Origin of the sequence: Ramlibacter tataouinensis TTB310 (assembly GCF_000215705.1) — a bacterium.
GTDB classification, from domain to species: Bacteria; Pseudomonadota; Gammaproteobacteria; order Burkholderiales; family Burkholderiaceae_C; genus Ramlibacter; species Ramlibacter tataouinensis.
On record NC_015677.1, the window covers coordinates 1,306,019 to 1,331,597 of the forward strand.

Here is a 25,579-nt window from a genome sequence, read left to right on the forward strand (position 1 = left end):
GGTCAGGAGATGCTCGAAGCCAGGTCGAAAATGGGCAGATACATGAGGATGACGATGCCGCCAATGATGATGCCGAAGAGGATCATCATGACGGGTTCGATCAGCCGGCTGACCAGGTCGATGCTCCGGCGCAGGCTCTGCTCATAGAAGTCGGCGATACGGTCGAGCATCTCGGGGAGCGATCCCGTTTGCTCCGCAACGCTCAGCATGCTGCTGGCAATCACGTCCGACAAACCCGCGTTGGCCAGCGCCGGGCTGATGGCGACGCCTTCCCGCATCGCGGTGATTGCCGCCCGCAGGCGCTGCCCGTCGGCTGGGTTCAAGAGCTCAAGGCAGTACGCCAATGCCTGATGGACAGTAATGCCCCGTGAAGTGAGGATGGCCGCCGTGCGATACATCTGCAGGTGCTGGAACTCCCGCGCGAGCTTGGCGAACCCAGGGACTCTTTGCAACCAGCGCCGACGAACGGCCGGATCCCTCATTCGAAACAAGGCCGCGACAACGGATATGACCGCAGCCAGGATGACGGCTCCGCCAACGAACGGGTGTGCCCCGGCCCAGCGCCCCCAAGCCATCAGCAGATAGGACAAGTAGGGAAGTTCACGGTTGTTGATCTCCACCAACGTCGCGAACCGCGGCACCACGATGCCAAGCAAGAGGGCAACTACCAGCGAGCCGACGCAAAGGAGCAAGAGCGGGTAAACGCACGCGCCCACAACGCGCTCGCGCACCGCCCGCAAGCTCTCCTGATGTCGTGCATAGCGCAGCAGCCCGGTGGCCAGGTCACCAGTTTGCTCACTGGCCGCGATTGTGGCGACCAGCAGCTGGGACGCGCCGCTGCTGCGCCGCATCGCCTCCGAAAGAGAAAGACCGGAATCCACATGGCGGGCCAGTTCCAGAAGATGGCCGCGGACCGCGCCTGACTTTTCCCGCTGAGTAAGGGCCCGCAGGGCTGCTTGGACCGTCACGCCGGCATGGACAAGGACAGCGAGATCGTGCGTGAAGGAGATCGTGTCTAGCGATGCAGCCGGTGCTCCCGGCAAAAGCCCCCTGATTTTGCCTGGCGAGTAGCGGCTTCTCGCGCCTTCCTCTTCGCATCGGAGCACGGACCTTCCGGTCCTGGCGGCAAACTCGTAGGCCTCGTGTCTGGAGGCAAAATCTCCAGAGGCTTGCTCCAGGAGCCCCTCCGCATTCATCAGCACCATCGTGTACGTGCTCTTCATACGCTTGGGGGTATGCACTAGTCCTTGTCGGACAGGGAAACATCCTTAGCATCTCCCTCGCCGCCTGGACGCCCGTCAGAACCCAAAGAGGTGAGCTCGATGTCCTTCATCGAAGGTGCTACCTTGTAGACATAGGCGTTGCCCCAGGGGTCTTCGGGAACAGCTTTCTTGAGATACGGGCCTTCCCATCTCTGCGCGCCTGCAGGCCGGACCATCAGAGCCTGCAGGCCCTGCTCATTGGTCGGAAAGGCGCCGACGTCCAGTCGGTACTGCTCGAGCGCCCTCTCCAGAGCAGTCATCTGAGCCTTTGCGACCTTTGCCTTGGACTTGCCTACGGTGTCGAAGTACCGAGGCAGGACGAGACCTGAGATGAGGCCAATGATCACGATGACGACCAGTAGCTCGAGCAACGTGAAGCCGCGTACCCAGGATGCTACTGGTCGCCCCAGCGATTTCATGATCATCTGCATCGCGCTCGATGGCGCGTCCTCCTCTGATTGTTTGACTTTCTATTCGAGCCCCTATGGTAATCACCGTCGGACCCGGAGCGTCGAGCGCGCGGCAAGTGATTTCACCAGAAGTTCCACTGCGTTTCCAAAATAAGACAGGCGTCCGGACGAGCAATAAGCATGATGCGCGGCGTTGACAAGTACTCAGGCCCGTTCTTATATTGCCAACAGGGGGGAACAAATGCGCGAGAAAAGCCTGCGCCACGCCTTTACGGCCCGCGCGCACAGCAGCCAATACCGCCGCCGATATTCGAGGCGACAGGTAATCACCGTGCTCGGCGCCTTGTGGCACTTCGCGCAACTCTTTCTTATCGCCGTCAGCCGCATCAATCGCGCCAGCCGCTTGACTTGCCGCTGTACGCTTCTTTCGCTCGCGTTCGATCGTTAGTCGGTCGTTCTGGGAGCAAGTTTGGTTGGCCGCTCCCCGGGGGGGCCAAAAAGCCTTGGCTAGCTAAAAGGACAGGGAGAACAGAAATGAGTGGGCATAAGCTTGGGTGGTGCGTAGTGAAGAGGGCGCTGTGGCGCGTCCTGTCGTCTGCAGCAGTATTGATGACCGCAGTTTCGGTCCAGGCGCAATGCCCACCCGGTGTCTGCAACATCGCATCAAGGCACCCCGTTGACTGGTGCCGAGCAGATGACGGCATGGGTGGCACTGTTCACTTCCGCCGGGAAGCCGGTGCTGGAGCGCCAGGTTTCAGTGTTGCCGCCGTACTGCAGAAGGGCTGCGAGATCTACGCGAAGGCGCACTCGAGTTCGTCTTCTACCGCAACATTCACGGCGTGTAATCCAAGGCTGCCAGACCCGAACGTTGGGTCATTTGGAGGTAGCTGGGGCAGCTACGTTGTTGACGGAATCCTTGTTAGTACCCGCCACGATGACGGCGTTTCTGTGTCCTCAACGGGAACCTGGAGTCTGGCCTCGTGTGACTGCATGGACGCACGCAGCCATGACCGTGTAGGGCTTGGGAGCGACGGCGCCTGCTATTGCAAGTACGGATTGTCTTGGGACGACAACCGCCGCGAATGCGTGAATATCCAGGAAATAGATAATACTAGGAAGCCGCCGAGTGGCGGCTGCTCCGCCCAGCCAGGGTTGGGAAATCCCATCCATCCGCTGACAGGCGCCAAACGGGACTTCGTTAAGACTGGCATTGCGGTGGGTGGGCTGGAACTTGTCCTCACTTACGATTCCACTATCAAGTCGCCGAGCACCCATGCGTACATGCCGTCGGAGGTAGTGGACCCTAACGCGTTTGGGCTCCTGTGGAACTCCAGTTTTCATCGCAAGCTCAGAGTAGCGACAAACTCCCGATCTGCGTTGCTCACGCGCGGGGACGGAAAGGTGCTCAATTTCCGTGGGAATGGTGGGGGTGGTTTCTCTCCGGCGGAAGGTGACAACGCGAACAAGCTTCAGAGCGTGACAGGCGGATACCTATTTACCGACGTATCCACCGGTGATCAGGAGAGGTTCGATACGACGGGGAAGTTGATGAGCATCAGCACCGCTAAGGGGGACTTAGTCACGTTCACCCACGAGGGTGAGAACATGGTGCTGGCGCAGGCTGCCGACGGGAGAGTTGTTCGGTTCCGGTATTCAGGCTCACGGATCGTCAAGATTTGGGACGCAAATGGAGCCATGCTGACGCCCACTTACGACGGAAATGGCAATCTCGCCTCATTGACCTGGCAAGACCAGCGCCAGCACCGGTTCCTTTATGAAAGCCCAGCGTTCCCCTGGGCCCTGACCGGTAAGGTCGATGAGAATAACAACCGCTATGCAACGTTCACCTATGACGCAGAGGGTCGTGCGATAGCTACAGAGTACGCCGGGGGTGTAGATAGATTTACAGTCAGCTATGGGAGTCCTCCGCTGCGCACGTTCAGTGAAACGTATGACGCGCAACAGGACGTCGTCCTTCGGGTGCTCGGTTGGCAGCCGCCGTCCGGCGTGAGCATTACGCGGCCCAACGGTGCCGTTGAGGCTGTGGGTGCGGAGAAGATCGCCGGGATGCCGTCGATGGTGAGTAGAAGCCAGCCAGCGGGCTCCGGCTGCGCGGCCTCCAGCAGTGGTGTGGCTTACGACGCTCTCGGGAATATTGTTTCCAGCGATGACTTTCAAGGAAATCGCACCTGCTACGCCTACGACGGCAGTAATCGGGAAACGACGCGTGTTGAGGGACTGGCAAGTGCGATGGCTTGCTCAATGGTCTTGCCCCCGGGATCCTCGTTGCCGGCGGGAGCTCGCAGGATCACGACCACCTGGCACCCGGATTTGAAGAAGCCCGCCATCGTGACTGAACCACTGCGCAAAGTCACAACGGTGTACCACGCGCAGCCAGACCCTTTCAATGGGAACGCAACTGCGAGCTGCAGTACCGCGCCAGCGCTGCCCAACGGAAAACCCTTGCCAGTCGTTTGCAAGATAGTCGAAGAGTCATTACTGCCCGATGGGGGCGTCGACACGGCTGTGCCTGGCAAGACGAAGCGCTTTACTTATGACAGTGCGGGCCGATTGCTCACCAGCGTCGATCCGAACAATCGGACGACCACCTATGCCTATTTTTCGGATACGTTGCATTCCGGAGCTCCATACGACCCGGACATCAGCAAAGTCAGCCTACTTCTGCACGGTAATGGCCTTAATGGCAGCGTTTCAGTCCCGGATGACAGCCCTTTTTCTCGTGGCGTGAGAGCCGTCGGCAACGCAGCGGTAAGTACCGCTCAAAGTAAGTTCGGCGGCGCGGCTATCGCCTTTGATGGCGATGGGGACTATGTGGAGATTCCTTATGACCCAGATCTCGGTTTCGGAGCCGCCGACTTCACGATCGAGATGTTCGTTCAAAAGACCGCTAATAACCCGAACTACAGCAGGCTCTGGAATCCCAACGGTGATGTCTATGACGGGGTTTCCATGTTCGTTGACCACAACGGCAACTTCGGGATGTATTTGAGCACCAATGGAACGAGCTACACCCACCAGGCGACCGCCATTGCAAACCTGGCAAATGGTCAGTGGTACCACCTAGCGGTGGTTCGAAGTGGCGGCTCGATATTCGCGTTTGTGAATGGCGTCAAGTACATTGTCACCACGACGTTGGGAACGACTCACCTGTTCAACAATACGACGCATGCACGTGTGATCGGTGGCCAGTCCGGAGTGAACAGGGCGCTGTACGGCTACGTCGACGAAGTCCGTATCACCAAGGGCAAGGCTCGCTATACGGAGAATTTCACGCCCCCGACGCAGGAGTTTGTCAACGCCGGCGGCCACGGTGTGGCTGGGACGGGCCACACCGTGGGCGATCTGCAAAGCATCACCAATGCTGCAGGCCAGGTCACGCAATTCACACAGTACAACCCCGCGGGTCGCCTGCGCCAGATGGTCGATCCAAAAGGTGTGACCACGGACATCACGTACACGCCTCGGGGCTTTGTGAGCACCGTATCTGTCACGCCGCAAGGCGGCAGCACGCGAACCACGACCTACACCTATGACAACGCCGGCCAAATGACCGGTGTGGCGCTGCCCGACGGCACGACCCTGAGCTACAGCTACGACGCCGCGCACCGGCTGGTGGGTGTCACCGATGCTCGTGGCAACGCCATCACTTACACCCTGGACAACACCGGCAACCGCACCGGCGAAGAAGTGCGCGACCCCACCGGTGCGCTGCAGCGAAGTATCAGCCGGTCGTTCGACGCACTCAACCGATTGCAGCAAGTCACGGGCTCGGCCCAATGAGGGCGCGTGGGACGGAGTGGCCAGTCAATCACAGGTAAGCGGCGCTGCTATGGCGCAAACAATGGGGAGGGGAAGAAATGAATCGATCTGTTGGAGCGCTAGCAAACGCCGCCACGACGCTGCGCATGCTGGGCCTGATGCTGCTGATGCTGGCGGCGTCGGCGGTCCAGGCTCAAACCAGCACGTCCACCACGCTGTCGTCCTCGGCCAATCCGGTCACCTACGGGCAAGCGGTGACACTGACTGCTACTGTCACAGGCGCCAGCCCGAGCGGAACCGTCAACTTTCTTGATGGCGGGACCCTGGTGGGGAGCGGCACGCTGAGCACTGGCGGAGTGGCTACCCTGAGCGTCAACACGTTCGCCGCAGGCAGTCACAGCCTGACGGCCGTATACGCCGGCGACACGAACAATGCCGGCAGCACCTCGGCCGCGCTGTCCCAGACCGTGGATAAGCTGGCCACCAGCGCCAACCTGACTTCGAGCCTGAACCCGTCCACCTACCCGCAGAACGTCACTCTTACCGCCACCGTCACGGGCAGCAGCCCCACCGGAAGCATCACCTTCAAGGACGGCGCGGCCACGCTGGGCAGCAGCACCTTGGCTGGCGGGGTGGCTACCTTCAGCACCACGGCCCTGGTGGCCGGCAGCCACAGCCTGACCGCCGTCTATGCCGGGGATGCCAACCACCTGACCAGCACCTCCGGCGCCGTGACCCAAACGGTCAACCAGAAGGCCACCACCACGACATTGAGCGTGTCCCAAGCCAGCCTCACGCAAGGCCAGAACCTCACCCTGACAGCCAGCGTCAACGGCGCCAACCCCAGCGGCCTGGTGACCTTCACTGACGGCGGGGCCACGCTGGGCACGGCCAGCGTGGCTGGCGGGGTGGCCACCTTCAGCACCAGCGCGCTGGCGCTGGGCAGCCACAGCCTGGCGGCCAGCTACGCGGGCGATGCCAACAACACGGCCAGTAGCGCCGTCGCGGTGAGCGTTACGGTCAACGCCCGCAGCGGCGTGGTCTGGCAGTACGGCTACGACGCCATGGGCCGCATCAACACCCAGGTCGACCCCAACGGGCTGGCCACCTACTTCTACTACGACAGCCTGGGCCGGCGCATCCAAAGCCAGCAGCCGCCCAACACCGGCGCCACCTCGCCCACCGTCATCGACTACGGCTACAACCTGGCCGATGCCCTGGTCAGCGTCACCGACCCCAGGAGCCTGACCACCAGCTACACCCCCAACGGCCTGGGCCACGTGACTGCCCAGAGCAGCCCGGACAGCGGCGGCACGCAGTACACCTACGACGCCAAGGGCAACGTGCTGACCAAGACGGACGCGCGCGGCAAGACCACCACCTACACCTACGACGCGCTGGACCGGGCCACGAGCATCAGCTACTCTACCGGAGCGCCAACGACCTTCGAGTACGACGGCGGCACCACCCCCACGCCGGCGGCCACGGGCGAGCTCACCCGGATGAACGACGAGTCGGGCCAGACCAGCTACAGCTACGACGCGCTGGGACGCATGACGGGCAAGAGCGTGACGATCGCGGGCAGGACCTTCACCGTGGGCTACAGCTGGGGCGACTCTGGCAGCGCCCTGGACAAGCTCACCGCCATCACCTACCCCAGCGGCAGCCGCGTCAACTACAGCTACGACCCGTACGGCAGCATCAGCGGCATCACGGTGAATCCGGCGAATCCGAACGGGCAGGGCACGAGCGGCACGGCCACCACGCTCCTCAGCGGCATCACCTACAACGCCGAGAACAAGGTCACCGGCTGGCTGTGGCCCGATGGCAAGATGCGCCCCATCGGCTACGACAGCTATGGCCAGATCGCCAGCTACAGCCTGGGCGATCCCCAGGGCACGGGCAACGCGGCCGGCGTGCTGCGCACGCTGCAGCGTGATGCGGCCGGGCGCATCACCGGCTACGGCCACACCAACGGCGCAGCTGCCGTGACCAGCCTGGACCAGAGCTTCGGCTACGACAGCCTGAACCGGCTGACGGCGGCCACCCAGGCCTCAGGCTCGACCAGCTACAGCTACGACGCCACGGGCAACCGCACGGCCAAGACCATTGCCGGCAGCACCTATGCCAACACCATCAGCGCCACGAGCAACCGGCTGACCCAGGTGCAGGACGTGCTGGGTGCGGCCAGCGTGGTGCACGATGCGGCGGGCAACGTCACCTCCGACGGCAGCGCCAGCTTCGCCTACAGCGACCGCGGGCGCATGGGCAGCGCCACCACGGCAGGCGGCACGGTGGCCTACCTGTACAACGGCTTGGGCCAGCGGGCACAGAAGAGTGGGCCGACGGCGCTGGTTGCAAGCGGCGCCAGCTACTTCGTCTATGACGAGGCCGGGCAGCTGCTGGGCGAGTACGACGCCAACGGCAACCCGGTGTACGAGACGGTCTACCTGGGCAGCATGCCCGTGGGGGCGCTCAAGCAGAGCGGCAATGCCGCCAACGGTGACATCGCCACCACCGTCTACAACGTGTACGCTGACCACATCGACACGCCGCGCCTGATCACCCGGCAGGACCACACCATCGTGTGGAGGTGGGACACGGCCGAGGCGTTTGGGGCCACGGCGGCGAATCAGGACCCGAGCGGGCTGGGCGCCTTCGTGTACAACCAGCGCTTCCCCGGCCAGGTGTTTGACTCAGAGACCGGCTTGCTGCAGAACTGGAACCGCGAGTACAACCCAAGGTGGGGCAGGTATGTGCAGTCGGATCCGATCGGGCTTGAAGGGGGGATCAATACGTTCAGCTATGTGGAGGGGAATCCGCTGCAATTCATTGACCCAATGGGTTTGATGGGCGGGAGTGGCAGCGGTGCAGCTCAGAGACGATCCCCGGCGTTTTCGGTGTTCGGGTGTCTCGTTGGTTGCGCAACCTACGGCACACACGACACGAGCACTCAATATAGTGCTGAACTAACGGTTGGTGGTGGAATGGAGATTTGCGATCCGCCGCCACCTCCGCCGCCTCCGCCACAGATGTGTTCGAAGAATGACGGCGTAGCGCAGGTTCAACCGCCAGGAATACCGGTTCCCAAGAAGTTGGGCGGTGCTTTCATCGGGATAGGATTTAAGTCGGGTGGTCGGTTCTGCCTCCGTATTGGCCCTCACGCCACCGTACCGTTTACGCCCTCGTTTGACGGTGCCAGCACCCCGAGGCAGCGATGACGATTTCTATTGTGCTGGGTGCCTTAGGCACCCTCCTTGGAATCTGGTATGCCCTTCTGGGCATCCGGGCTCTTCGGCATCTGCACCATGCTGATGAAATTGACAAGGCCGCAGGATGGTCACTTTGGTGGTGCCTTGATGTGGCACGGTATGACGATGAAGGGCGGCGTCTGTGCAAGCAAGGCCAGGCGATAGCGTTGGTCGCCGCTGCCCTTTGGATTGCTGCATATGCTATCCGGCGTTAGGGGAGGGGAACTTGCGTCAGTTCGTGCCCATTCCTGACTACTTCAAGAGCAAATCTCCTCCAGGAAATGGACAGCCATGATCCTCATTCAGGCATATCACTCATCGCGGCAATCTGAGCGGGAAGCTCATTTGTCATCGCTTTCTCAGGGCTGCTGATGCTCGTGGTTCAGCCTACCGCCATATTCCCGGTGGGGCTTCTATGCAGTCCTACACGACAGCCACGGCCAGATCGCCAGCTACAGCCTGGGCGACCCGCAAGGGGTGGGCAGCGCCGCCGGCGTGCTGCGCACGCTGCAGCGCGATGCAGCCGGGCGCATCACTGGCTACGGCCACACCAACGGCGCAGCTGCGGTGACCAGCCTGGACCAGAGCTTCGGCTACGACAGCCTGAACCGGCTGACGGCGGCCACCCAGGCTTCGGGCTCGACCGCCTACAGCTACGACGCCACGGGCAACCGCACCAGCAAGACGGTTGCGGGCAGCAGCTACGCCAACACCATCAGCGCCAGCAGTAACCGGCTCACCCAGGTGCAGGACGTGCTGGGTGCGGCCAGCGTGGTGCACGATGCGGCGGGCAACGTCACCTCCGACGGCAGCGCCAGCTTCGCCTACAGCGACCGCGGGCGCATGAGCAGCGCCACCACGGCAGGCGGCACGGTGAGCTACCTGTACAACGGCTACGGCCAGCGGGCACAGAAGAGTGGGCCGACGGCGCTGGTTGCAAGCGGTGCCAGCTACTTCGTGTACGACGAGGCCGGGCAGTTGCTGGGCGAGTACGACGCCAACGGCAGCCCGGTGTACGAGACGGTCTACCTGGGATCGACACCGGTCGGAGCGATGAAGCAGACCGGCAGCGCAGCCAATGGCGACATCGCCACCACCGTCTACAACGTCTACGCCGACCACATCGACACGCCGCGGCTGATCACGAAGCAGGACCACACCATCGTGTGGAGGTGGGACACGGCAGAGGCGTTTGGGGCTACGGCAGCGAATCAGGATCCGAACAACTTAGGCGTCTTCGTGTACAACCAGCGCTTCCCCGGGCAGGTGTTCGACTCGGAGACCGGTCTGCTGCAGAACTGGAACCGGGAGTACAACGCCAGGTGGGGCAGGTACATCCAGAGTGATCCCATTGGGCTCGAAGGAGGAATCAATACATTTAACTATGTTGGGGCGAATCCCCTCAGTGATGTGGACCCCACCGGATTGAAATCCCAATCGGCTACTTCGGCTTCGACTTCGGACGCTTCTAATGCCACAGGCTCCACCGATGTTTGCGTGGCGGGAAGATCTCCTGCCGAGTGCAGAGAGATTTGCTCAAAGCTAGCGCTTCCGACCCGTGATTTCGGAGTGGCTTTCCAGCGTTGCGTGAACCAATGCATGGGAACCAACACCTACCGGGAATGGCGCAAGTACTTCTAGCTCGACGGGAGGCATAAATGGACCGTGATATCGCACTCAGATTGGATGCGCTTCTGATGGGTTGCCGAGGTCAACTTGACATGGCAGCCCATTACATGAAGAACAACTTGGCGAATGAGGAATTCGACCGGTACGTTCAAAGAGTTGGCGCCAGCATGGCGGAACTGATAGAGATATCGAACGAACTGCACGCGAAGTTCCCAGACATCGTGCCCAAAGAATTGAAGTGACTAGTTAATCGATCATGACCGCGAGTCAGTACGTTAGCCGCGTAACGCTTAGGCGTGAAAGCGTCGAATCTTTCACGGCCTATCCGTTTTCGTTGCCGGCTGTCCGAGGTCTGGATGTACTTCATCTACATCCTAAGCTTACCTTCTTCATTGGCGAGAACGGCTCTGGCAAATCGACTCTGCTCGAGGCCATTGCCGTATCGCTTGGTTTCAATGCCGAAGGTGGCACCAAGAACTTTCGATTTGGAACGCGCGCGTCTCACTCTGCTCTCCATGAATATCTGCGAGTCGCCAAGGGCCTGCGTGCCAAGGACGGATTCTTTCTTCGGGCTGAGAGTTTCTTCAACGTCGCAACAGAGATCGAGAACTTGGACGCCGATCCATGGGGCGGACCACCAGTCATCGGATCATATGGCGGACGCTCCCTGCACGAGCAGTCGCATGGTGAATCGTTTCTCGCGCTGATCACTAACCGGTTTGGAGGTAAGGGCCTTTATCTTTTGGACGAGCCGGAGGCTGCCTTATCTCCGTCGCGTCAATTGGCGGTTCTATCGCGGATACACGACCTCATCTGCGATGACTCCCAATTCATCATTGCCACACATTCGCCGATCCTCATGGCATACCCAGATGCCTGGATCTACGAGTTCAGTGCCGAAGGCATCAGGCGATTGACGTATGAGGAGACGGAGCACTACCAAGTGACCCGGAACTTCCTATCCAATCCGAAGCGAATGCTTGATATCCTGCTTGATCGCGAGGACCAGGGGCAGGGAAGTTCCGGAACTTGACGATTTGAGCAACGGTGTTGTGTTGTCTGTTTCAAGTGCTCCGCTCGCCCCTCGCCCCCCTTAGCCGCTAAGGCCGGAGTTCAACCGCGGCGGATCCCGCGTGCTCAGTGCCCTTGTTGGGCGCGCATGGCCTCGATCACATCGATGACGGCGCGCTGATGCGGCTTCGGCAGGGAGCCGATGCGCTCCAGGTGCTGCTGGATCTTCAGCGCCGGCCTGCACATACGGTCAGCTGCTGATGGCTACTTGTCAATCAAATCCTGCACAGCCAAGCTCGAGGCGTGCGCCGGCAGCCACGGCATCGGCACAGGAACCCACCGTTGACCGCTTTTGCAGGCGGTTATGGCTGCGACAAAGTCCCAACGCTGCAAGTCAAGAACCTGCAAGCCAACGGCGCAGCTTTCCCCGATTGATAGATGCTCTCGGCGTTCCGGCAGACCCGCCGGGCAGGTAGACGGACAAGGCGACAAGGAAGGAATACTGGAGGCTTGCTGTCATTCTTGACAGGATTGATCTCCTGTTCAAACTCAGCAGAATAAGCATGCAATGGACCGTGCTTGCGCTGGGACGTGAACACAAATGAGGGAGTAGGAATGAGGGATCAATCAAGGATTCGCGAGGGAGGCGAGCACTGCCAGCGCTGCGATACGGATGCAGCGCTTGCCGCCGTCTTTTTCCGAAACATTGCCGGGCGGATTAGCGTTGAGGCTCGCGAACGTCTATGTATTGATAGCGGGCATAGGCGCTGCGCTTTTCATTTTGCGCTGTTAGTCGTTTTCTGCACGCTGTTGATGCTTGGTACTGCCGCGCAAGCTGCAGTGCCCGGCGTGCCTGGTTACTACAGCACGAATGCGCCGTACATTCCACTCGGCCCAACCAATACCTATGTCAGTCCCATGGCGCTCTGCGAGGCGTCTAAGGCTGGCTTCGAAAAGGCAAACACTCCTGAGTGGAAATGGCGCATCGATCAGTGCATCGTGGGCGGAAGAGGCTACGTCATCAGTGGCAGCTACAAAGGAGGCCCGTACAACAGCACTTACTATTATGAAGTCAGGCAAATAGAAGATCGCTACTGCCCGCCAAACGCGAATCGCCTGAACGGTCAGTGTGTGTGTGATGCAAGTTACGCCGAGCACGAGAGCGCGTGCGTCGTTAAGGTTGACGTATCCCGCTTGGGGCCGCCACCGCCAAGCTGCAGCAATCCAGGGCGTGGCAATCCCATCTTCCCGATGTTGGGTACGAAGCGAGAAGAGCTGGAGACGGGTATCACTGCCGGTGCGCTGGCTTTGAAACTGGCATACGACACTACACCAGCTACTCCGATTCCCGTAGGGAGCAGCCGTCCTGCGGAACCCAAGCCTGCTGTTCTCGGTCGCTTGTGGTCCAGCAGCATGCATCGTAAGGTTCTGATCCAAGCCATTGGGCGAGGAGCTTTGGTGGCTCGAGGAGACGGCCGCACAATGAGCTTCAGCGGCGATGCAACTGGCGTTTTCACCCCTAAAGCAGACACTGGTGATCGCCTCCTGAGCATCAATGGTGGCTATCGCTACGTTGACAGTGCGGCGCGAGCACTAGAGAGTTACGACGGGTCTGGCAACCTAATGGCGATCCATTGGGCGGACGGCCGTGAGCTTACCCTGGCGTACAGCACCAGCAGCACCCCTGCAGCAACGGCGCCTGGGCCTGGCTACCTGATCGCGGCGCAGGATGGCCATGGGCGCGCCATCGGCTTTTCCTACAGCGCGTCAGGCCTGTTGACGGCAATTCTTGACGCCCGAGGCCAGAGTCTGAACGTGAGCTATGACAGTGCTGGCAATCTCAGTGGGATTCGGTGGGCAGACGGGAAGAGTCGAGTGTTTCACTATGAGAACGCGACGCATCCCTGGGCGCTGACAGGTATCACCGACGAGAGGGGCGTGCGCTATGCCACCTTTGGGTACGACAGCGCGGGCCGGGCAATCTCTACCGAGCATGCTGGCGGAGTGAACCGCTTCGCAACCAGCTATACCAGCCCGCCGCAGGTGGTAGTCAGCGAGGTGTACGACAGCGCCGCACAGGTGCTGTACCGCTACCACGACTGGCAGGGACCGCAGGGTACGAGCATGACCGGCCCGCGTGGCGAGAGCGTGGCCATGAGCTCGGTCACTATCCATGGCAAGAACTACCTGACCAGCCAGAGCCAGCCCGCTGGGAGCGGCTGCGCGGCGTCGAGCAGTGCCATGAGCTATGACGTCAATGGGAACTTGGCCAGTTGGGATGACTTTAGCGGCAGCAGAAACTGCTATGTGAGTGACTTGGCCAGGAACCTGCAGATAGTGAAGGTGGAGGGCTTGACCAGCGCGGCTGCGTGCTCGAGTGTTACGGGGACGGGAGCGAGCTTGCCCGCGGGTAGCCGCAAGAGCAGTACGGAATGGCATCCGGACTGGCAGTTGCCAGTGAGGCTGGCCGAGCCTGGCAAGCTCACCACGTATGTGTACAACGGGCAGGCTGACCCCACGGCTGGCAATGCGGTTGCAAGCTGCGCGCCGGCGGCAGCACTGTTGCCTGACGGCAAGCCCATTGCGGTGCTGTGCAAGCAGGTGGAGCAAGCCACCACGGACGCTGACGGCTCGCAGGGCCTTGCTGCGCCGCTGCGCAGCGGCGTGGCCAGCCAAGAGAACAAGTGGACGTATAACGCGCGCGGCCAGGTGCTCACGCACGACGGGCCGAGAACTGATGTGAGCGACGTGACTAGCTATGCGTATTACGCGGATACGACGTCCGAACACACCAAGGGTGATCTGCAGAGCGTGACCAACGCAGCGGGGCACGTCACCAGCTACACGATCTACGACGCTGAAGGCCGCCTCAAGCGTTCCATCGCACCGAACGGCATCGTCACTGACGTAACCTATACACCTCGCGGGTGGGTCAGCAGCGTCACCACCGCGGCGGGATCAGCGACGCCGCGGACCACTACATACACGCACGAAGCGGATGGCCAGCCTTCGTCGGTGATCCTGCCGGATGGCACAACGATGAGCTACTCGTATGACGGCGCGCGGCGACTGACCGGGATTACCGATGGTGCCGGCAATGCAGTGACCTACACGCTGGACAGCGCCGGCAACCGCATAGGCGAGCAGTACAAAAACCCAACCGGCAGCTTGGCACGAGGGATCACCCGCATTTACGACTTTTTAGGGCGCCTGATGACCACTTCAGGGGGAGCGAGATGAGGGCGAGCAACGGCCGTAGACGGGCAGCAATTTAAGCATCGGCTCGCGTGAGTCTCGATAGAAGGCGAACAAAACTCATCCAATACGCAGCTCGTGCCTGAGAAGGCGGTAGAGGTTCTCCCGCAGGTTTGATCCATGCCCATCGATGCAGACAACACCACGGTGTGAGTCACACATTTCTTAGTGACTTATTCCCATGCGAGCACGTGAGCAAGCCGTATTGCTGGCTGTCTTCGCTAACGTCCTTCAATCTGTGAACCGTTCGCGGCTCATGCACCTCGCTCGCCTTCCAGTTTGCGCATCACCGGTGGCTCTGCATGCCTTGGTGACGGTGTCGACAGGCATGCGCCGGTCAGCCATCAGTTACACGAGCTTCAGCATTCAGCGGACGTAGCTCAAGTGGACGATGTCCCGGTAGCTTTGGCCGGCATGTTGCCAGCAGCACCATGACCGCAAAGTCGTCTGTAGCGAACGTTTTTTGACTTTGAGTAGGGGCTGTCTGCGCGACCAGTATCGATGCTGGTCTCAGGTAAAGCGGTTTTGCTGAGCGGGCTTATGTCTGAGCCGAGTCACCCAGCTCAAGTGCGCAACCGACAAATTGCCACCGGATTGTCACCAGGAAAGCGATGTTGGCCGTCACTCACGAATTCATAGCGCTAAGGCCAGTAACTACAAGGGGAAAGTGGTGGGTCCTGTAGGATTCGAACCTACGACCTACGGATTAAGAGTCCGCTGCTCTACCAACTGAGCTAAGAACCCACGGGAAAGAAAGTGTGTTGTGGTGGAGAGGAGGAGGATCGAACTCCCGACCTTCGCATTGCGAACGCGACGCTCTCCCAGCTGAGCTACCCCCCCACAACGACCGGTATTCTAGCAAGGCGCGCAGCGGCCCGCACGCCGCCGCGGCCGCTCAGTCGAACATGTCGGGCTGGCTCTGGACCAGCTGGCCCCAGATCGGCTGGAAGTGCAGCCAGCCGATGTACTCGCTGCCCACGTGTTCACGGCTGAAGCGCGCCTTGTCGGGCGGCACCAGCTTCGGCGCGATGCCGGTGGCGTCGATCATCAGCTGTTGCTGGCAGCAGCGCTCGAGCGCGATGAACCAGAAGGCCGCCGCTTCGATGCTGTGGCGGCTGACGGTCAGCAGGCCGTGGTTCTGGTGGATGGCTGCCTTGACGCCCTTGAAGTGCGCGGCGATCCCGGCGCCCGCGCCGTCTTCCACCGCGACTTTGCCGGCCTGGTCGCCGATCACCACGTGGTCCTCGAAGAACACCGCGGCGTCCTGTGTGATCGGCTCCAACTTCTTGCCCAGCGCGGCAAACGCCACGCCGTGCACCGTATGCGCGTGGCACATCGCGACGATGTCGGGATGCGCCTCGTGCACCGCCGCGTGCAGTACGAAGCCGGCGCGGTTGATCGCGTGGTCACCCTCGACCACCCGGCCGCTGTGGTCCGCCAGGATCAGGTTGGACACCTTCACCTGCGAGAAGTGCACCGCCATCGGGTTGGTCCAGTACAGGTGCGGATGCTCAGGATCGCGCACCGTCAGGTGGCCGGCGAAGCCGTAGTCCAGGCCGTGCAGCGCGAAGGAGCGGCAGGCGGCCACCAGCCGCTCCTTGCGATGGCGCCGCTCCTCGGCCGGCGTGGCGAAGGCCGGCACCTCCGGGAAGCGCAGCCCCGGCTGCTCAGGCTGGTAGATCGAAACGCGCTTGACTCTGTCCAGCATGGGCGCTCCCTCAGGCGGCCGGCGCCTGCGGCGCCACCAGTTCTTCCATCTGCTTGCGGATCTGGAAGGCGCGGGTGCCGGTGTCCATGGCGACATCGGCCCAGCTCAGGCTCTGGCCCTTCTTCACCGGCCGCACCACCTTGACGCCATGCGCCAGGCCCAGCGGCAGGCCGCCCAGGGCCTTGGAGGTGTGCGCCGGCAGCAGCTTACCCCACACGGTGTAGCCGCCTTCGCCGTCCAGCATGTCGCCCGGCTTGAGGTCGCGCTTGGCCGTGGCCACCACGTCGGCGTTCCAGCAGGTGGCCACGCCCGTGGGCTCGCCGCGCAGCGCGACGGAAGCCACCGACACGCCCACCTCCAGGCCGATCAGGTGCCAGCGCTTGTACAGCGTGAAGTAGCGCCCGCTGGGGTCGGTATGGGCGTTGTACTCCTCGAAGCAGTTCTTGATGTACTCGGTCTCGGCCTCGACCGTGACCCACACGCCCATGCGGATGTCATAGGGGATCTTGCGGCCGTCCGGCTCCAGCGAGGAGACCACCTCCACCATGCCCTTGCGCTCGAGCACGCCGCCTTCGCTGCGCGGCCGCGTGACGTAGGGGATGTCCTCCACGCTGGCCGGCGGGTAGAGCAGGCCGTCGGAGGGCACGCCCAGGCCGGTGGCGTTGGCCACCGCCGTGCTCTCGATGGAAGGCTTGGAGCCGTCCAGGAAGCTGTTGAACATCTTGGGGTTGAGGCCGCCGCGGCTGGCCTGCTCGGGCGTGAGGCCGTAGTAGCCCCACACCGTCTCGGGCGTGGACTCGCAGAAATGCGGCAGCCACTTGTGGCCGCGGCCGGCGGCCACCACCGGGAAGCCGCAGGTGCGGGCCCAGTCCACCAGGTCGCAGATCAGCGCCGGCTGGTCGCCGAAGGCCAACGAGTACACCACGCCGGCTTCGGCCGCGCGCCGGGCGAGCAGGGGGCCGCAAAAGGCATCGGCCTCCACGGTGACGTTGACCACGTGCTTGCCGTGGGCGAAGGCCTCCAGGCAGTGGTCGACCGCGGCGATGGGGTGGCCGGTGCATTCCACGATGACGTCGATGGCGGGGTGGCGCACCAGCGCCTGCCAGTCGTCGCCCACGTGGGTGGCGCCGGTGCGCAGGGCCTCCTCCAGCGAGGCGGCCTGCACGCGCCGCGGCTCCCAGCCCACCCGCGCCAGGTTGGCGCAGGCGGCGTCGGGCGACAGGTCGGCGATGCCCACCAACTGCACGCCGGGGGTGCGCGGCACCTGGGCCAGGTACATGGAGCCGAACTTGCCGGCACCGATCAGGCCGATGCGCACGGGCCGGCCTTCGGCCGCGCGCTGCCTCAGTTTGGCGTGCAGGTTCATCAGGCGGCCTGCTTCATCTCGTCGAAGGGCACCGAGGAGGTTTGCAGCGCGCTGGCCGGCAGGCCGTCCTTCCACGGCAGCTCCACCGGGTAGGGCTTGCGCAGGCAGTCGTCCGGCAGCATCTCGATGGGCCTGAAGTCGCGGTGCGCGATGAACTCGGGCCGCTTGAAGCGCCGGATGTGGTTGGACACCGCGCACAGGCTCAGGTAGACGCTCACGCGGTGCCAGGGCGACAGGTTGCTGCCGGAGGCGTGCACCAGGCAGCTGTGGAACAGGATCATGGAGCCGGCCGGGCCCTTGGGCGAGACGATGCCCCCGTTCTTGCCGCCGGCGCGCTCGACCAGCTTGCCGATCAGGTCGTTGTCGACGGTCCACAGCGGGTAGCTGGTGGTGGTGAGGTCGTGCCTGGCCTCGACCACGCCCTTCTTGTGGCTGCCGGGGATGAACATCAGCGGGCCGTTGTGCTCGTTGACGTCGTCCAGGAAGATGGCCACGTTCATCGCCCGCTCGGTGGGCATCATGTCGTCGTTGAGCCAGGTGCCGTAGTCCTGGTGCCACTGCCAGACGTCGCCCTCGAACGCGGCCTTGCCGTTGATCTTGAACTGGTGCATGTAGACCTGCTCGCCGAACAGGTCCATCACCGGCTGCACCATGCGCGGGTGCCGCGCCAGGCGGGCGAAGGGCTCGCTGACCATGTGCGCGGCGAAGTTGGTGCGCACCGCGTCGCTGCCTTTCTCGCGGATGTTGTAGGCCTCGCGCCGGCTGTACAGCCGCGGCACCTCGTCGGTCAGTGTGCGTGTCTCCTCGGGGCTGAACTGCCCCGGGAAGAACAGGTAACCGTCGCGGTCGAACTGCTCCAGCTGCTCTTGGGTCAATCTCATCGCTTGTCTCCTTCACCGGTCTTCAACACCATGCCCAGTCGGGCGGCCAGGTTGTCGCTGGCCTGCCGGCTGTGCTCCTCGACGAGGCGCGCCGCCGCGTCCCCGTCGCCTCGGGCGATCGCGCGGGCGATCGCCTCGTGTTCGTCCCACACCGCCTCGCGCTGGCGCTCCTCGCGCAGCACCGCGCCCATCACCCGGCGCAGATGCCGCCAGTGCAGCTGCGCGCTCTGGCCGATCAGCGGATTGCCGCTGGCGGCGTAGATGGCGTTGTGGAACGCCAGGTCGGCATCGATCATGGCCTGCACGTTGCGCCCGCGGGTGGCCTTGCGGCCCTGTTCGATCAGCCGCGGCTCCATGCGCCAGCGCTGCTGCGCCGCCAGCCGGGCCGCCAGCGCGTCCAGCGCGCCGCGCACCTGGTAGACCTGGGCGATCCAGGCCGGATCCAGCGGCGCCACCTGCACGCCGCGGCCGGGCGCGTCCAGCACGAAGCCGTCCTTCTTCAGCAGCCGCAGCGCCTGCAGCACCGGCTGGCGCGAGACCGCCAGCTGCTCGGCGATGTCTTCCTGCGTGATGCGCCCGCCCGGCGCCAGCGAGCCATCGCTGATGGCGTCGAGCAGGCGGCGGTAGACCTGCTCGACCAGGTCGGGCGCGGCATCGAGCTTGAGCAGGGTGGCGGGCATGGCGTGCGTCTCTGCGTACTGTATACAGAATACGAGCCAACGCAAAGCGCGGCCGTGCGACCATTTCGCAACCGAATGAAAGGACAAGGATGAGCGAGCACGATCCCGCCTGGCTGGACCGCATGTACAACAACCGCGCGCTGGTGCCCGGGCACGGCACACACCTGGCCCGCTGGGCCGACGCCTCCGCGAAGGTGCGCAGCCACTTCCCCGGCGAGTACGACATCCCCTACGGGCCCTCGGCTGGCCAGAAGCTAGACGTGTTCGCCGCCGCGCAGGCGCTCTCGCCGGTGCTGGTGTTCATCCACGGCGGCTACTGGCGCTCGCTGGACAAGAGCGACCACTCCTTCGTGGCGCCCACGTTCAACGAGGCCGGCGCCTGCGTGGTCATCCCCAACTACGACCTGTGCCCCGCGGTGACCATTCCCGAGATCGCACTGCAGATGGCGCGGGCGCTGGCCTGGACCTGGAAGAACGCGCCCACCTACGGCGGCGACCCGCGGCGCATCTCGGTGGTCGGCCACTCCGCGGGCGGCCACCTGGCCGCCATGATGCTGGCCTGCGACTGGCGGGCCTTCGATCCCGAGCTGCCAGCCGACGTGGCGCGCAAGGCGCTGTCCATCTCCGGCCTGTTCGAGCTGGAGCCGCTGCGGCACACGCCTTTCCTGAAGGACAGCTTGCGGCTGACGCAGGAGGACGCGCTGCGCGCCAGCCCGGCGTTCATGCCGGCGCCCACGGGCGCCACGCTGTACACCGTGGCCGGCGGCGACGAAAGCCCCGAGTTCCTGCGGCACAACCGCCTGATCCGCGAAGCCTGGGGCGAGGAGGTGGTGCCGGTGTGCGAGGAGCTGCCCGGCCTGAACCACTTCAGCGTGCTTGAGACGCTGGTGCAGGAGGATCAGCCGCTGCACCACGTGGCGCTGGACCTGCTCTGGCGGTAGCGGGCGCGTCTGCGCTCCTGCGGACGAGCCGGACCTGGGCGGCGGGTGGCCGACGCAGCGAAGTAAAGGAGGAGAAATGGGCGAAGCCCATTTCGGGGGACATGAGCGGAGTCGGCCACCCGTCGCCCGTAGCCCCGTGCCAACGCCAACGGCGCGGGCTACATCAGCAGGTGTTCGCCCGCGTTGTCCCCGCCCAGGATCACGTAGTTCACCTTGCGGATGTCCATCAGCTTGCGCCCGCCGGCGTAGCTGATGGAGGACTGGATGTCCTCCTCCATCTCGCGCAGGGTGTGGGCGAGCTTGCCCTTGACCGGCTCGAGGATGCGCTTGCCTTCCACGTGCTTGTACTCGCCCTTGTTGAAGTCCGAGGCGCTGCCGTAGTACTCCTTGAACAGCTTGCCGTCGACCTCGACGGTCTGGCCCGGCGACTCCTCGTGGCCGGCCAGCATGGAACCGATCATCACCAGGGTGGCGCCGAAGCGCACGCTCTTGGCGATGTCGCCGTGCTCGCGGATGCCGCCGTCGGCGATGATGGGCTTGGTCGCCACGCGGGCGCACCACTTGAGCGCCGACAGCTGCCAGCCGCCGGTGCCGAAGCCGGTCTTCATGCGGGTGATGCAGACCTTGCCCGGGCCGATGCCCACCTTGGTCGCGTCGGCCCCCCAGTTCTCCAGGTCGATCACGGCCTCGGGGGTGCCCACGTTGCCGGCGATGACGAAGCTGGCGGGCAGCTTGTCCTTGAGGTGGCGGATCATGCGCTGAACCGTGTCGGCATGGCCATGCGCGATGTCGATGGTCACGTACTCGGGCACCAGGCCCTCGGCGGCCAGCCGGTCCACCGTGTCGTGGTCCGGCTGCTTGACGCCCAGCGAGATCGAGGCGAACGCGCCCTGCGCATGCATGCTGCGCACGAACCCGACGTTGTCCAGGTCGAAGCGGTGCATCACGTAGAAGTAGCCGTTCTTGGCCAGCCACAGGCAGATGGGCTCGCTGACCACCGTCTTCATGTTGGCCGGCACCACCGGGATGCGGAAACTGCGGCCGCCCAGTTGCACGCCGGCGTCGCATTCGGACCTGCTTTCCACGCGGCATTTGCGCGGCAGCAGCAGGACGTTGTCGTAATCGAAGATTTCCATGACCAGGCTCCGGAATTCCGTTGTTGAACAGAGTGAGCGCTTGGACTGATGGCCCGGCCGTTTCCGCGCGCGGGGGCCGGAAACGAAAAACCGGGCCGCAATGCTTGGGCCCGGTGCTTGATTCTACTGCCCCGCCGGCAGCGGCGCACAGCGCGACTGCGCGATGGCCCGGATGCGGCCACGGGCATCCTCCACCCAGCCGACCACCCGCAGGCGCTCGGCCTGTGCGCCCTCGGGGATGGCCATGGGCCGGGACTCCATCAGGCGCTTCTGCTGCGCCTGGGTCGGCGGCCGCCGCAGGCTCCAGTCGGGCTGGAAGGCATTGCGCACCAGGTTGCGCTCCACCGGCGAGCCCTCGGTGCCGGGCGGCAAGGTTTCCACCAGCAGCAGCCAGGCCGTCCAGGGCGCGCGGCCGGCGGGCTTGAGCTCGATGGAGGTGCCGATGTAGTCGTTGAACGGCAGCCCGTGCGCGACCCGCAGCGTGCGGGCCGCCGCCACCAGCTTGTGCTGCGCGGTGTGGCCGGCCGTGGGCACGGCGCGCCCCAGCGCCTGCAGCCGGGGCAGCGCGTCGCGGCTGGCCACCACCGCCAGCGGCGCGTCCTCTCCCTTGCCACCGGGCACCACCCAGTCGATGGCCAGCTCGCGCGGGCCCGGCCGGGGCGTGGCGGGGTCGGCCCAGCAGCTGTCGCAGTCGGCGTTGATGAAGCGTTCCATCAGCGCCAGCGGCCGCGGCTGGCCGTCGCTGGAGCAGAACGACTGCGCGCGCGATCCGCCCGCGAACAGGGCGGCGGCCAGGCACAGGGCGAGCGGGGCGGATCGTGACATTTGCTTGCGGGGGCGCTTTCTACAATGCCGTATGTTCCCAGAACTCCAGGCAGCCGACTCGCCGCTGCTGCAGCACCTCAATCCCGAGCAGCGGGCGGCGGTGACGCTGCCCAACGAGCATGCCCTCATCCTGGCCGGCGCCGGCTCGGGCAAGACGCGCGTGCTCACTACCCGCATCGCCTGGCTGCTGTCCACCGGCCAGGTCTCGCCGGGCGGTGTGATGGCGGTGACCTTCACCAACAAGGCGGCCAAGGAGATGATGACCCGCCTGTCCGCCATGCTGCCGGTGAACGTGCGCGGCATGTGGATAGGCACCTTCCACGGGCTGTGCAACCGCTTCCTGCGCGCGCACTACAAGCTGGCCAACCTGCCGCAGAGCTTCCAGATCCTGGACACGCAGGACCAGCTGTCGGCGATCAAGCGCCTGATGAAGCAGCACAACGTCGACGAGGAGCGCTTCCCGGCCAAGGAGACGCAGTGGTTCATCGCCGGCTGCAAGGAGGACGGCCTGCGCCCCGGCGACGTCGAGGTGCGCAGCGAGGAGGACCGGCGCAAGGTCGAGATCTACCAGCTGTACGAGGAGCAGTGCCAGCGCGAGGGCGTGGTCGACTTCGGCGAGCTGATGCTGCGCAGCTATGAACTGATGCGCGACAACGGCCCCATCCGCGAGCACTACCAGCGGCGCTTCCGCCACATCCTGATCGACGAGTTCCAGGACACCAACCGGCTGCAGTACGCCTGGATCAAGATGTTCGCCGGGGATCCGACGGGAACCTCCGGTTCGTCCAACGCGGTGTTCGCGGTGGGCGACGACGACCAGAGCATCTACGCCTTCCGCGGCGCACGCGTGGGCAACATGGCCGACTTCGTGCGCGAGTTCCAGGTCGCGCACCAGATCAAGCTGGAGCAGAACTACCGCAGCTACAGCAACATCCTGGACTCGGCCAACGCGCTGATCAGCCACAACCGCACCCGCCTGGGCAAGAACCTGCGCACGGACCAGGGTCCCGGCGAGCCGGTGCGGGTGTACGAGGCGCCCACCGACCTGGCCGAGGCGCAGTGGATGGTGGAGGAGCTGCGCCACCTGGTGCGCGGCGAGGGCACCAGCGAGGGCATCCCGCGCCACGAGATCGCCATCCTCTACCGCAGCAACGCGCAGAGCCGGGTGATCGAGACCGCGCTGTTCAACGCCGCCGTGCCTTACCGGGTGTACGGGGGCTTGCGCTTCTTCGAGCGGGCGGAGATCAAGCATGCGCTGGCCTACCTGCGCCTGCTGGAGAACCCGCAGGACGACACCTCGTTCCTGCGGGTGGTGAACTTCCCGCCGCGCGGCATAGGCGCGCGCAGCGTCGAGCAGCTGCAGGACGCGGCCCGCGCCGCCCGCTGCTCGCTGCACGACGCGGTGAGCGCCACCACCGGCAAGGCGGGGGCCAACCTGGGCGCCTTCGTCGCCAAGATCGACGTGCTGCGCGAGCAGACGCAGAACCTGTCGCTGCGCGAGATCATCGATCTGGTGCTGCAGCACTCCGGCCTGGTCGAGCACTACAAGACCGAGCGCGAGGGTGCCGATCGCATCGAGAACCTGGAAGAACTGGTCAACGCCGCCGAGAGCTTCGTCACCCAGGAGGGCTTCGGCCGCGACGCCGTGGCGCTGCCGGTGGACGAGCTGCGCCAGTCGCCGGCCAGCCAGGGGCTGGATGCGAACCTGCCGCAGCTGAACGAGCCCGCGCCGGACTACGTCCCGCCCGATGCCGAGACCGGCGAGACGCTGTCGCCGCTGGCCGCGTTCCTGACCCACGCCGCGCTGGAGTCCGGTGACAACCAGGCCCAGGCCGGGCAGGACGCGGTGCAGCTGATGACGGTGCACTCGGCCAAGGGCCTGGAGTTCGACTGCGTGTTCGTCAGCGGCCTGGAGGAGGGCCTGTTCCCCAGCGAGCGCTCGATGTCCGACTACGAGGGGCTGGAGGAGGAGCGCCGGCTGATGTACGTGGCCATCACGCGCGCCAGGAAGCGGCTGTACCTGAGCTATTCGCAGACGCGGCTGCTGCACGGCCAGACCCGCTACAACATCAAGAGCCGCTTCTTCGACGAGCTGCCCGAGCACGCGCTCAAGTGGCTCACGCCCAAGAACCAGAACTTCGGCGGCTCGGCCTTCGGTTTCGGCTCGGGCTATCCCAGCACGCGGCACGCGGGCGGCGGCTTGCCGCGCGACCTGGCGCCCGGCCACTTCGCCAGCCCGCCGGTGCCGGCGCAGAAGGCCGCGCCCTCGCACGGCCTGCGCTCGGGCATGCAGGTGTTCCACGCCAAGTTCGGCGAGGGCACGGTGCTGATGCTGGAGGGCTCGGGCGACGACGCGCGCGCCCAGATCAACTTCCCGCGGCACGGCATCAAGTGGCTGGCCCTGTCGGTGGCCAAGCTCACGCCCGTGGCCTGAGCGGACGCAGCGGAAAGGAAAGCCTCAGTCGCCCATGCGCTGCCACTGCGCCTCGGGCAGGGCGGCCAGGAAGGCCTGCACGGCGGGCAGGGCGCCGTGCGCGGCCGCCCACTCCAGGTGGTCGCGCAGGAACATGCGCTTGGCCAGGGCGGCGGTGGACCGCCACTCGGCCGCGCCGACCGGCGGCAGCGGGGGCTGGGTGCCGGCCCGGGCGGCGGCCGCCAGCAGCAGCTGGTACAGGCGCGCCCAGGGGGCGGGCAGGGGGCAGACCCGGTTGCCCGCGCGTGCCAGCTGCAGCACCTCGGGCAGGCCGGCAGCGGCGGAAGGTGGCGCGTTCGGCACCGGCTCCAGTGCGCCGGGCAGGGTCATGGGCTCGGTGGTCGGGTACACGTCGTCGCCTGCCTGCAAGGCCTCGAACTCGGCCCAGCCGGAGTCCGGGCTGCGCTCGACCGCCCGGGGCGCGGGGATGGCGTCGCCGGGGAGGTAGGGCTCGCCCCCGCCGGGGCGCGAAGGCTTCTGGCTGTTCATGCGGCAGCCGGGTTTGTACCGCAGAGCTGCCGCACCGCCAAACGGCGGGCGCCATGCCCCCATGCGCCGGTTTGTCAACACCCGGATGGGTGGGCGCGGCGCCGTCAGCGCAGGCCCTGCGCCGTCTGCTGGTCGGCCAGCAGGTCGGCCAGCCGGCGCGCCACGGTCTCCAGCGCCACGGGCTTGGCCAGCACCACGGTGCGCTGGCTGCCCAGGCCGGCCGCGGCGGCGCTGTAGCCGGTCACCACGATGGCGGGCACCTGCGGGCGGCGCTCCCGCAGGCGCAGCAGCATGTCGCGGCCGTTCATGCGCGGCATGGTCAGGTCGGTGATCACCGCGTCGGCCGGGTCGCGTTCGTCCGCCGCCAGCCCCATCAGGCCGTCGTTCGCCACCGTCACGCGGTAGCCGGCGTCCTCCAGGTAGGCCTGGAACAGGAAGGTGAGCTCCTGCTCGTCGTCCACCACCAGCACGTGCCGCATGCG

General features: G+C 64.5%; 19 protein-coding genes and 2 tRNA genes. 9 read left to right on the forward strand and 12 right to left on the reverse strand.

The window, feature by feature from the left end; genetic code table 11:
• Window positions 1-2: 2 nt before the first annotated feature.
• Both RTA_RS06450 and gspG read right to left on the reverse strand, forming a co-directional pair.
• Window positions 3-1,223: a type II secretion system F family protein gene (locus RTA_RS06450; RefSeq protein ID WP_049871234.1), complete on the reverse strand. Its 1,221-nt coding sequence runs from the start codon at window positions 1,221-1,223 to the stop codon at window positions 3-5.
• 17 nt (window positions 1,224-1,240) lie between these two features.
• Complete coding sequence (gspG, locus tag RTA_RS06455; RefSeq protein WP_013900584.1) at window positions 1,241-1,693, reverse strand: type II secretion system major pseudopilin GspG; 453 nt, start codon at window positions 1,691-1,693, stop codon at window positions 1,241-1,243.
• A gap of 220 nt (window positions 1,694-1,913) precedes the next feature.
• On the opposite strand from gspG, the gene RTA_RS20935 reads away from it, so the two are divergent.
• From RTA_RS20935 to RTA_RS20145, 7 genes are all read left to right on the forward strand, one after another.
• Window positions 1,914-2,120: a hypothetical protein gene (locus tag RTA_RS20935; protein WP_158307823.1), complete on the forward strand. Its 207-nt coding sequence runs from the start codon at window positions 1,914-1,916 to the stop codon at window positions 2,118-2,120.
• 542 nt (window positions 2,121-2,662) lie between these two features.
• On the forward strand, window positions 2,663-5,473 hold the full coding sequence (locus tag RTA_RS20140) for a LamG-like jellyroll fold domain-containing protein (RefSeq protein ID WP_158307824.1): 2,811 nt from the start codon (window positions 2,663-2,665) through the stop codon (window positions 5,471-5,473).
• Between the two features lie 77 nt (window positions 5,474-5,550).
• The gene (locus tag RTA_RS06465) at window positions 5,551-8,673 is read left to right on the forward strand and encodes an Ig-like domain repeat protein (protein WP_013900586.1); all 3,123 of its coding nucleotides are present in this window, start codon (window positions 5,551-5,553) and stop codon (window positions 8,671-8,673) included.
• Window positions 8,674-9,180: 507 nt separating this feature from the next.
• A complete protein-coding gene (locus tag RTA_RS06470) occupies window positions 9,181-10,344 on the forward strand; it encodes an RHS repeat-associated core domain-containing protein (RefSeq protein WP_013900587.1) in 1,164 nt (387 codons plus the stop codon).
• Between the two features lie 17 nt (window positions 10,345-10,361).
• On the forward strand, window positions 10,362-10,574 hold the full coding sequence (locus tag RTA_RS20610) for a hypothetical protein (RefSeq protein ID WP_143762914.1): 213 nt from the start codon (window positions 10,362-10,364) through the stop codon (window positions 10,572-10,574).
• A 14-nt stretch (window positions 10,575-10,588) separates the two neighbouring features.
• Window positions 10,589-11,365 carry an AAA family ATPase gene (locus tag RTA_RS06475; RefSeq protein WP_013900588.1) on the forward strand — a complete coding sequence of 259 codons (777 nt, stop codon included), beginning with the start codon at window positions 10,589-10,591 and terminating at the stop codon, window positions 11,363-11,365.
• A gap of 593 nt (window positions 11,366-11,958) precedes the next feature.
• A complete protein-coding gene (locus RTA_RS20145) occupies window positions 11,959-14,583 on the forward strand; it encodes an RHS repeat domain-containing protein (protein WP_013900589.1) in 2,625 nt (874 codons plus the stop codon).
• A 683-nt stretch (window positions 14,584-15,266) separates the two neighbouring features.
• Here the strand turns inward: RTA_RS20145 and RTA_RS06485 are convergent.
• The 6 genes from RTA_RS06485 to RTA_RS06510 form a co-directional block, all read right to left on the reverse strand.
• A tRNA-Lys gene (locus RTA_RS06485) sits at window positions 15,267-15,342 on the reverse strand.
• Window positions 15,343-15,362: 20 nt separating this feature from the next.
• Window positions 15,363-15,438, reverse strand: a tRNA-Ala gene (locus RTA_RS06490).
• Window positions 15,439-15,493: 55 nt separating this feature from the next.
• Window positions 15,494-16,306 carry a class II aldolase/adducin family protein gene (locus RTA_RS06495; RefSeq protein WP_013900590.1) on the reverse strand — a complete coding sequence of 271 codons (813 nt, stop codon included), beginning with the start codon at window positions 16,304-16,306 and terminating at the stop codon, window positions 15,494-15,496.
• 10 nt (window positions 16,307-16,316) lie between these two features.
• Entirely contained in the window at window positions 16,317-17,672 is a 1,356-nt protein-coding gene (locus tag RTA_RS06500) for an NAD(P)H-dependent oxidoreductase (protein ID WP_013900591.1), read from the reverse strand.
• Window positions 17,672-18,553 (reverse strand): phytanoyl-CoA dioxygenase family protein, encoded by an 882-nt coding sequence (locus RTA_RS06505; RefSeq protein WP_013900592.1) that lies wholly within the window; start codon window positions 18,551-18,553, stop codon window positions 17,672-17,674. Before RTA_RS06505 ends, RTA_RS06500 begins: the two co-directional genes overlap by 1 nt.
• Window positions 18,550-19,233, reverse strand: a complete 684-nt coding sequence (locus RTA_RS06510; RefSeq protein ID WP_013900593.1) for a GntR family transcriptional regulator — start codon at window positions 19,231-19,233, stop codon at window positions 18,550-18,552. Before RTA_RS06510 ends, RTA_RS06505 begins: the two co-directional genes overlap by 4 nt.
• Before the next feature lie 89 nt (window positions 19,234-19,322).
• Here RTA_RS06510 and RTA_RS06515 point away from each other — a divergent pair, with 89 nt between their 5' ends.
• A complete protein-coding gene (locus RTA_RS06515) occupies window positions 19,323-20,174 on the forward strand; it encodes an alpha/beta hydrolase (RefSeq protein ID WP_013900594.1) in 852 nt (283 codons plus the stop codon).
• Window positions 20,175-20,332: 158 nt separating this feature from the next.
• Here the strand turns inward: RTA_RS06515 and RTA_RS06520 are convergent, their stop codons facing one another.
• Window positions 20,333-21,310 (reverse strand): GMP reductase, encoded by a 978-nt coding sequence (locus RTA_RS06520; RefSeq protein ID WP_013900595.1) that lies wholly within the window; start codon window positions 21,308-21,310, stop codon window positions 20,333-20,335.
• Window positions 21,311-21,433: 123 nt separating this feature from the next.
• Window positions 21,434-22,135 (reverse strand): hypothetical protein, encoded by a 702-nt coding sequence (locus RTA_RS06525; protein WP_013900596.1) that lies wholly within the window; start codon window positions 22,133-22,135, stop codon window positions 21,434-21,436.
• A gap of 31 nt (window positions 22,136-22,166) precedes the next feature.
• On the opposite strand from RTA_RS06525, the gene RTA_RS06530 reads away from it, so the two are divergent.
• The gene (locus RTA_RS06530) at window positions 22,167-24,569 is read left to right on the forward strand and encodes a UvrD-helicase domain-containing protein (protein ID WP_041675122.1); all 2,403 of its coding nucleotides are present in this window, start codon (window positions 22,167-22,169) and stop codon (window positions 24,567-24,569) included.
• Window positions 24,570-24,593: 24 nt separating this feature from the next.
• Here RTA_RS06530 and RTA_RS06535 read toward each other — a convergent pair whose 3' ends face one another.
• On the reverse strand, window positions 24,594-25,097 hold the full coding sequence (locus RTA_RS06535; RefSeq protein ID WP_041675124.1) for a hypothetical protein: 504 nt from the start codon (window positions 25,095-25,097) through the stop codon (window positions 24,594-24,596).
• 104 nt (window positions 25,098-25,201) lie between these two features.
• Complete coding sequence (locus RTA_RS06540; RefSeq protein ID WP_013900599.1) at window positions 25,202-25,576, reverse strand: response regulator; 375 nt, start codon at window positions 25,574-25,576, stop codon at window positions 25,202-25,204.
• Window positions 25,577-25,579 lie beyond the last annotated feature (3 nt).

Bases quoted from the DNA above. Each gene is read 5' to 3' on its own strand.
- RTA_RS06450 (WP_049871234.1), bottom strand. From the start codon at position 1,223: ATGAAGAGCACGTACACGATGGTGCTGATGAATGCGGAGGGGCTCCTG.
- gspG (WP_013900584.1), bottom strand. From the start codon at position 1,693: ATGCAGATGATCATGAAATCGCTGGGGCGACCAGTAGCATCCTGGGTA.
- RTA_RS20935 (WP_158307823.1), top strand. From the start codon at position 1,914: ATGCGCGAGAAAAGCCTGCGCCACGCCTTTACGGCCCGCGCGCACAGC.
- RTA_RS20140 (WP_158307824.1), top strand. From the start codon at position 2,663: ATGGACGCACGCAGCCATGACCGTGTAGGGCTTGGGAGCGACGGCGCC.
- RTA_RS06465 (WP_013900586.1), top strand. From the start codon at position 5,551: ATGAATCGATCTGTTGGAGCGCTAGCAAACGCCGCCACGACGCTGCGC.
- RTA_RS20610 (WP_143762914.1), top strand. From the start codon at position 10,362: ATGGACCGTGATATCGCACTCAGATTGGATGCGCTTCTGATGGGTTGC.
- RTA_RS06475 (WP_013900588.1), top strand. From the start codon at position 10,589: ATGACCGCGAGTCAGTACGTTAGCCGCGTAACGCTTAGGCGTGAAAGC.
- RTA_RS20145 (WP_013900589.1), top strand. From the start codon at position 11,959: ATGAGGGATCAATCAAGGATTCGCGAGGGAGGCGAGCACTGCCAGCGC.
- RTA_RS06495 (WP_013900590.1), bottom strand. From the start codon at position 16,306: ATGCTGGACAGAGTCAAGCGCGTTTCGATCTACCAGCCTGAGCAGCCG.
- RTA_RS06500 (WP_013900591.1), bottom strand. From the start codon at position 17,672: ATGAACCTGCACGCCAAACTGAGGCAGCGCGCGGCCGAAGGCCGGCCC.
- RTA_RS06505 (WP_013900592.1), bottom strand. From the start codon at position 18,553: ATGAGATTGACCCAAGAGCAGCTGGAGCAGTTCGACCGCGACGGTTAC.
- RTA_RS06510 (WP_013900593.1), bottom strand. From the start codon at position 19,233: ATGCCCGCCACCCTGCTCAAGCTCGATGCCGCGCCCGACCTGGTCGAG.
- RTA_RS06515 (WP_013900594.1), top strand. From the start codon at position 19,323: ATGAGCGAGCACGATCCCGCCTGGCTGGACCGCATGTACAACAACCGC.
- RTA_RS06520 (WP_013900595.1), bottom strand. From the start codon at position 21,310: ATGGAAATCTTCGATTACGACAACGTCCTGCTGCTGCCGCGCAAATGC.
- RTA_RS06525 (WP_013900596.1), bottom strand. From the start codon at position 22,135: ATGTCACGATCCGCCCCGCTCGCCCTGTGCCTGGCCGCCGCCCTGTTC.
- RTA_RS06530 (WP_041675122.1), top strand. From the start codon at position 22,167: ATGTTCCCAGAACTCCAGGCAGCCGACTCGCCGCTGCTGCAGCACCTC.
- RTA_RS06535 (WP_041675124.1), bottom strand. From the start codon at position 25,097: ATGAACAGCCAGAAGCCTTCGCGCCCCGGCGGGGGCGAGCCCTACCTC.
- RTA_RS06540 (WP_013900599.1), bottom strand. From the start codon at position 25,576: ATGCGGCACGTGCTGGTGGTGGACGACGAGCAGGAGCTCACCTTCCTG.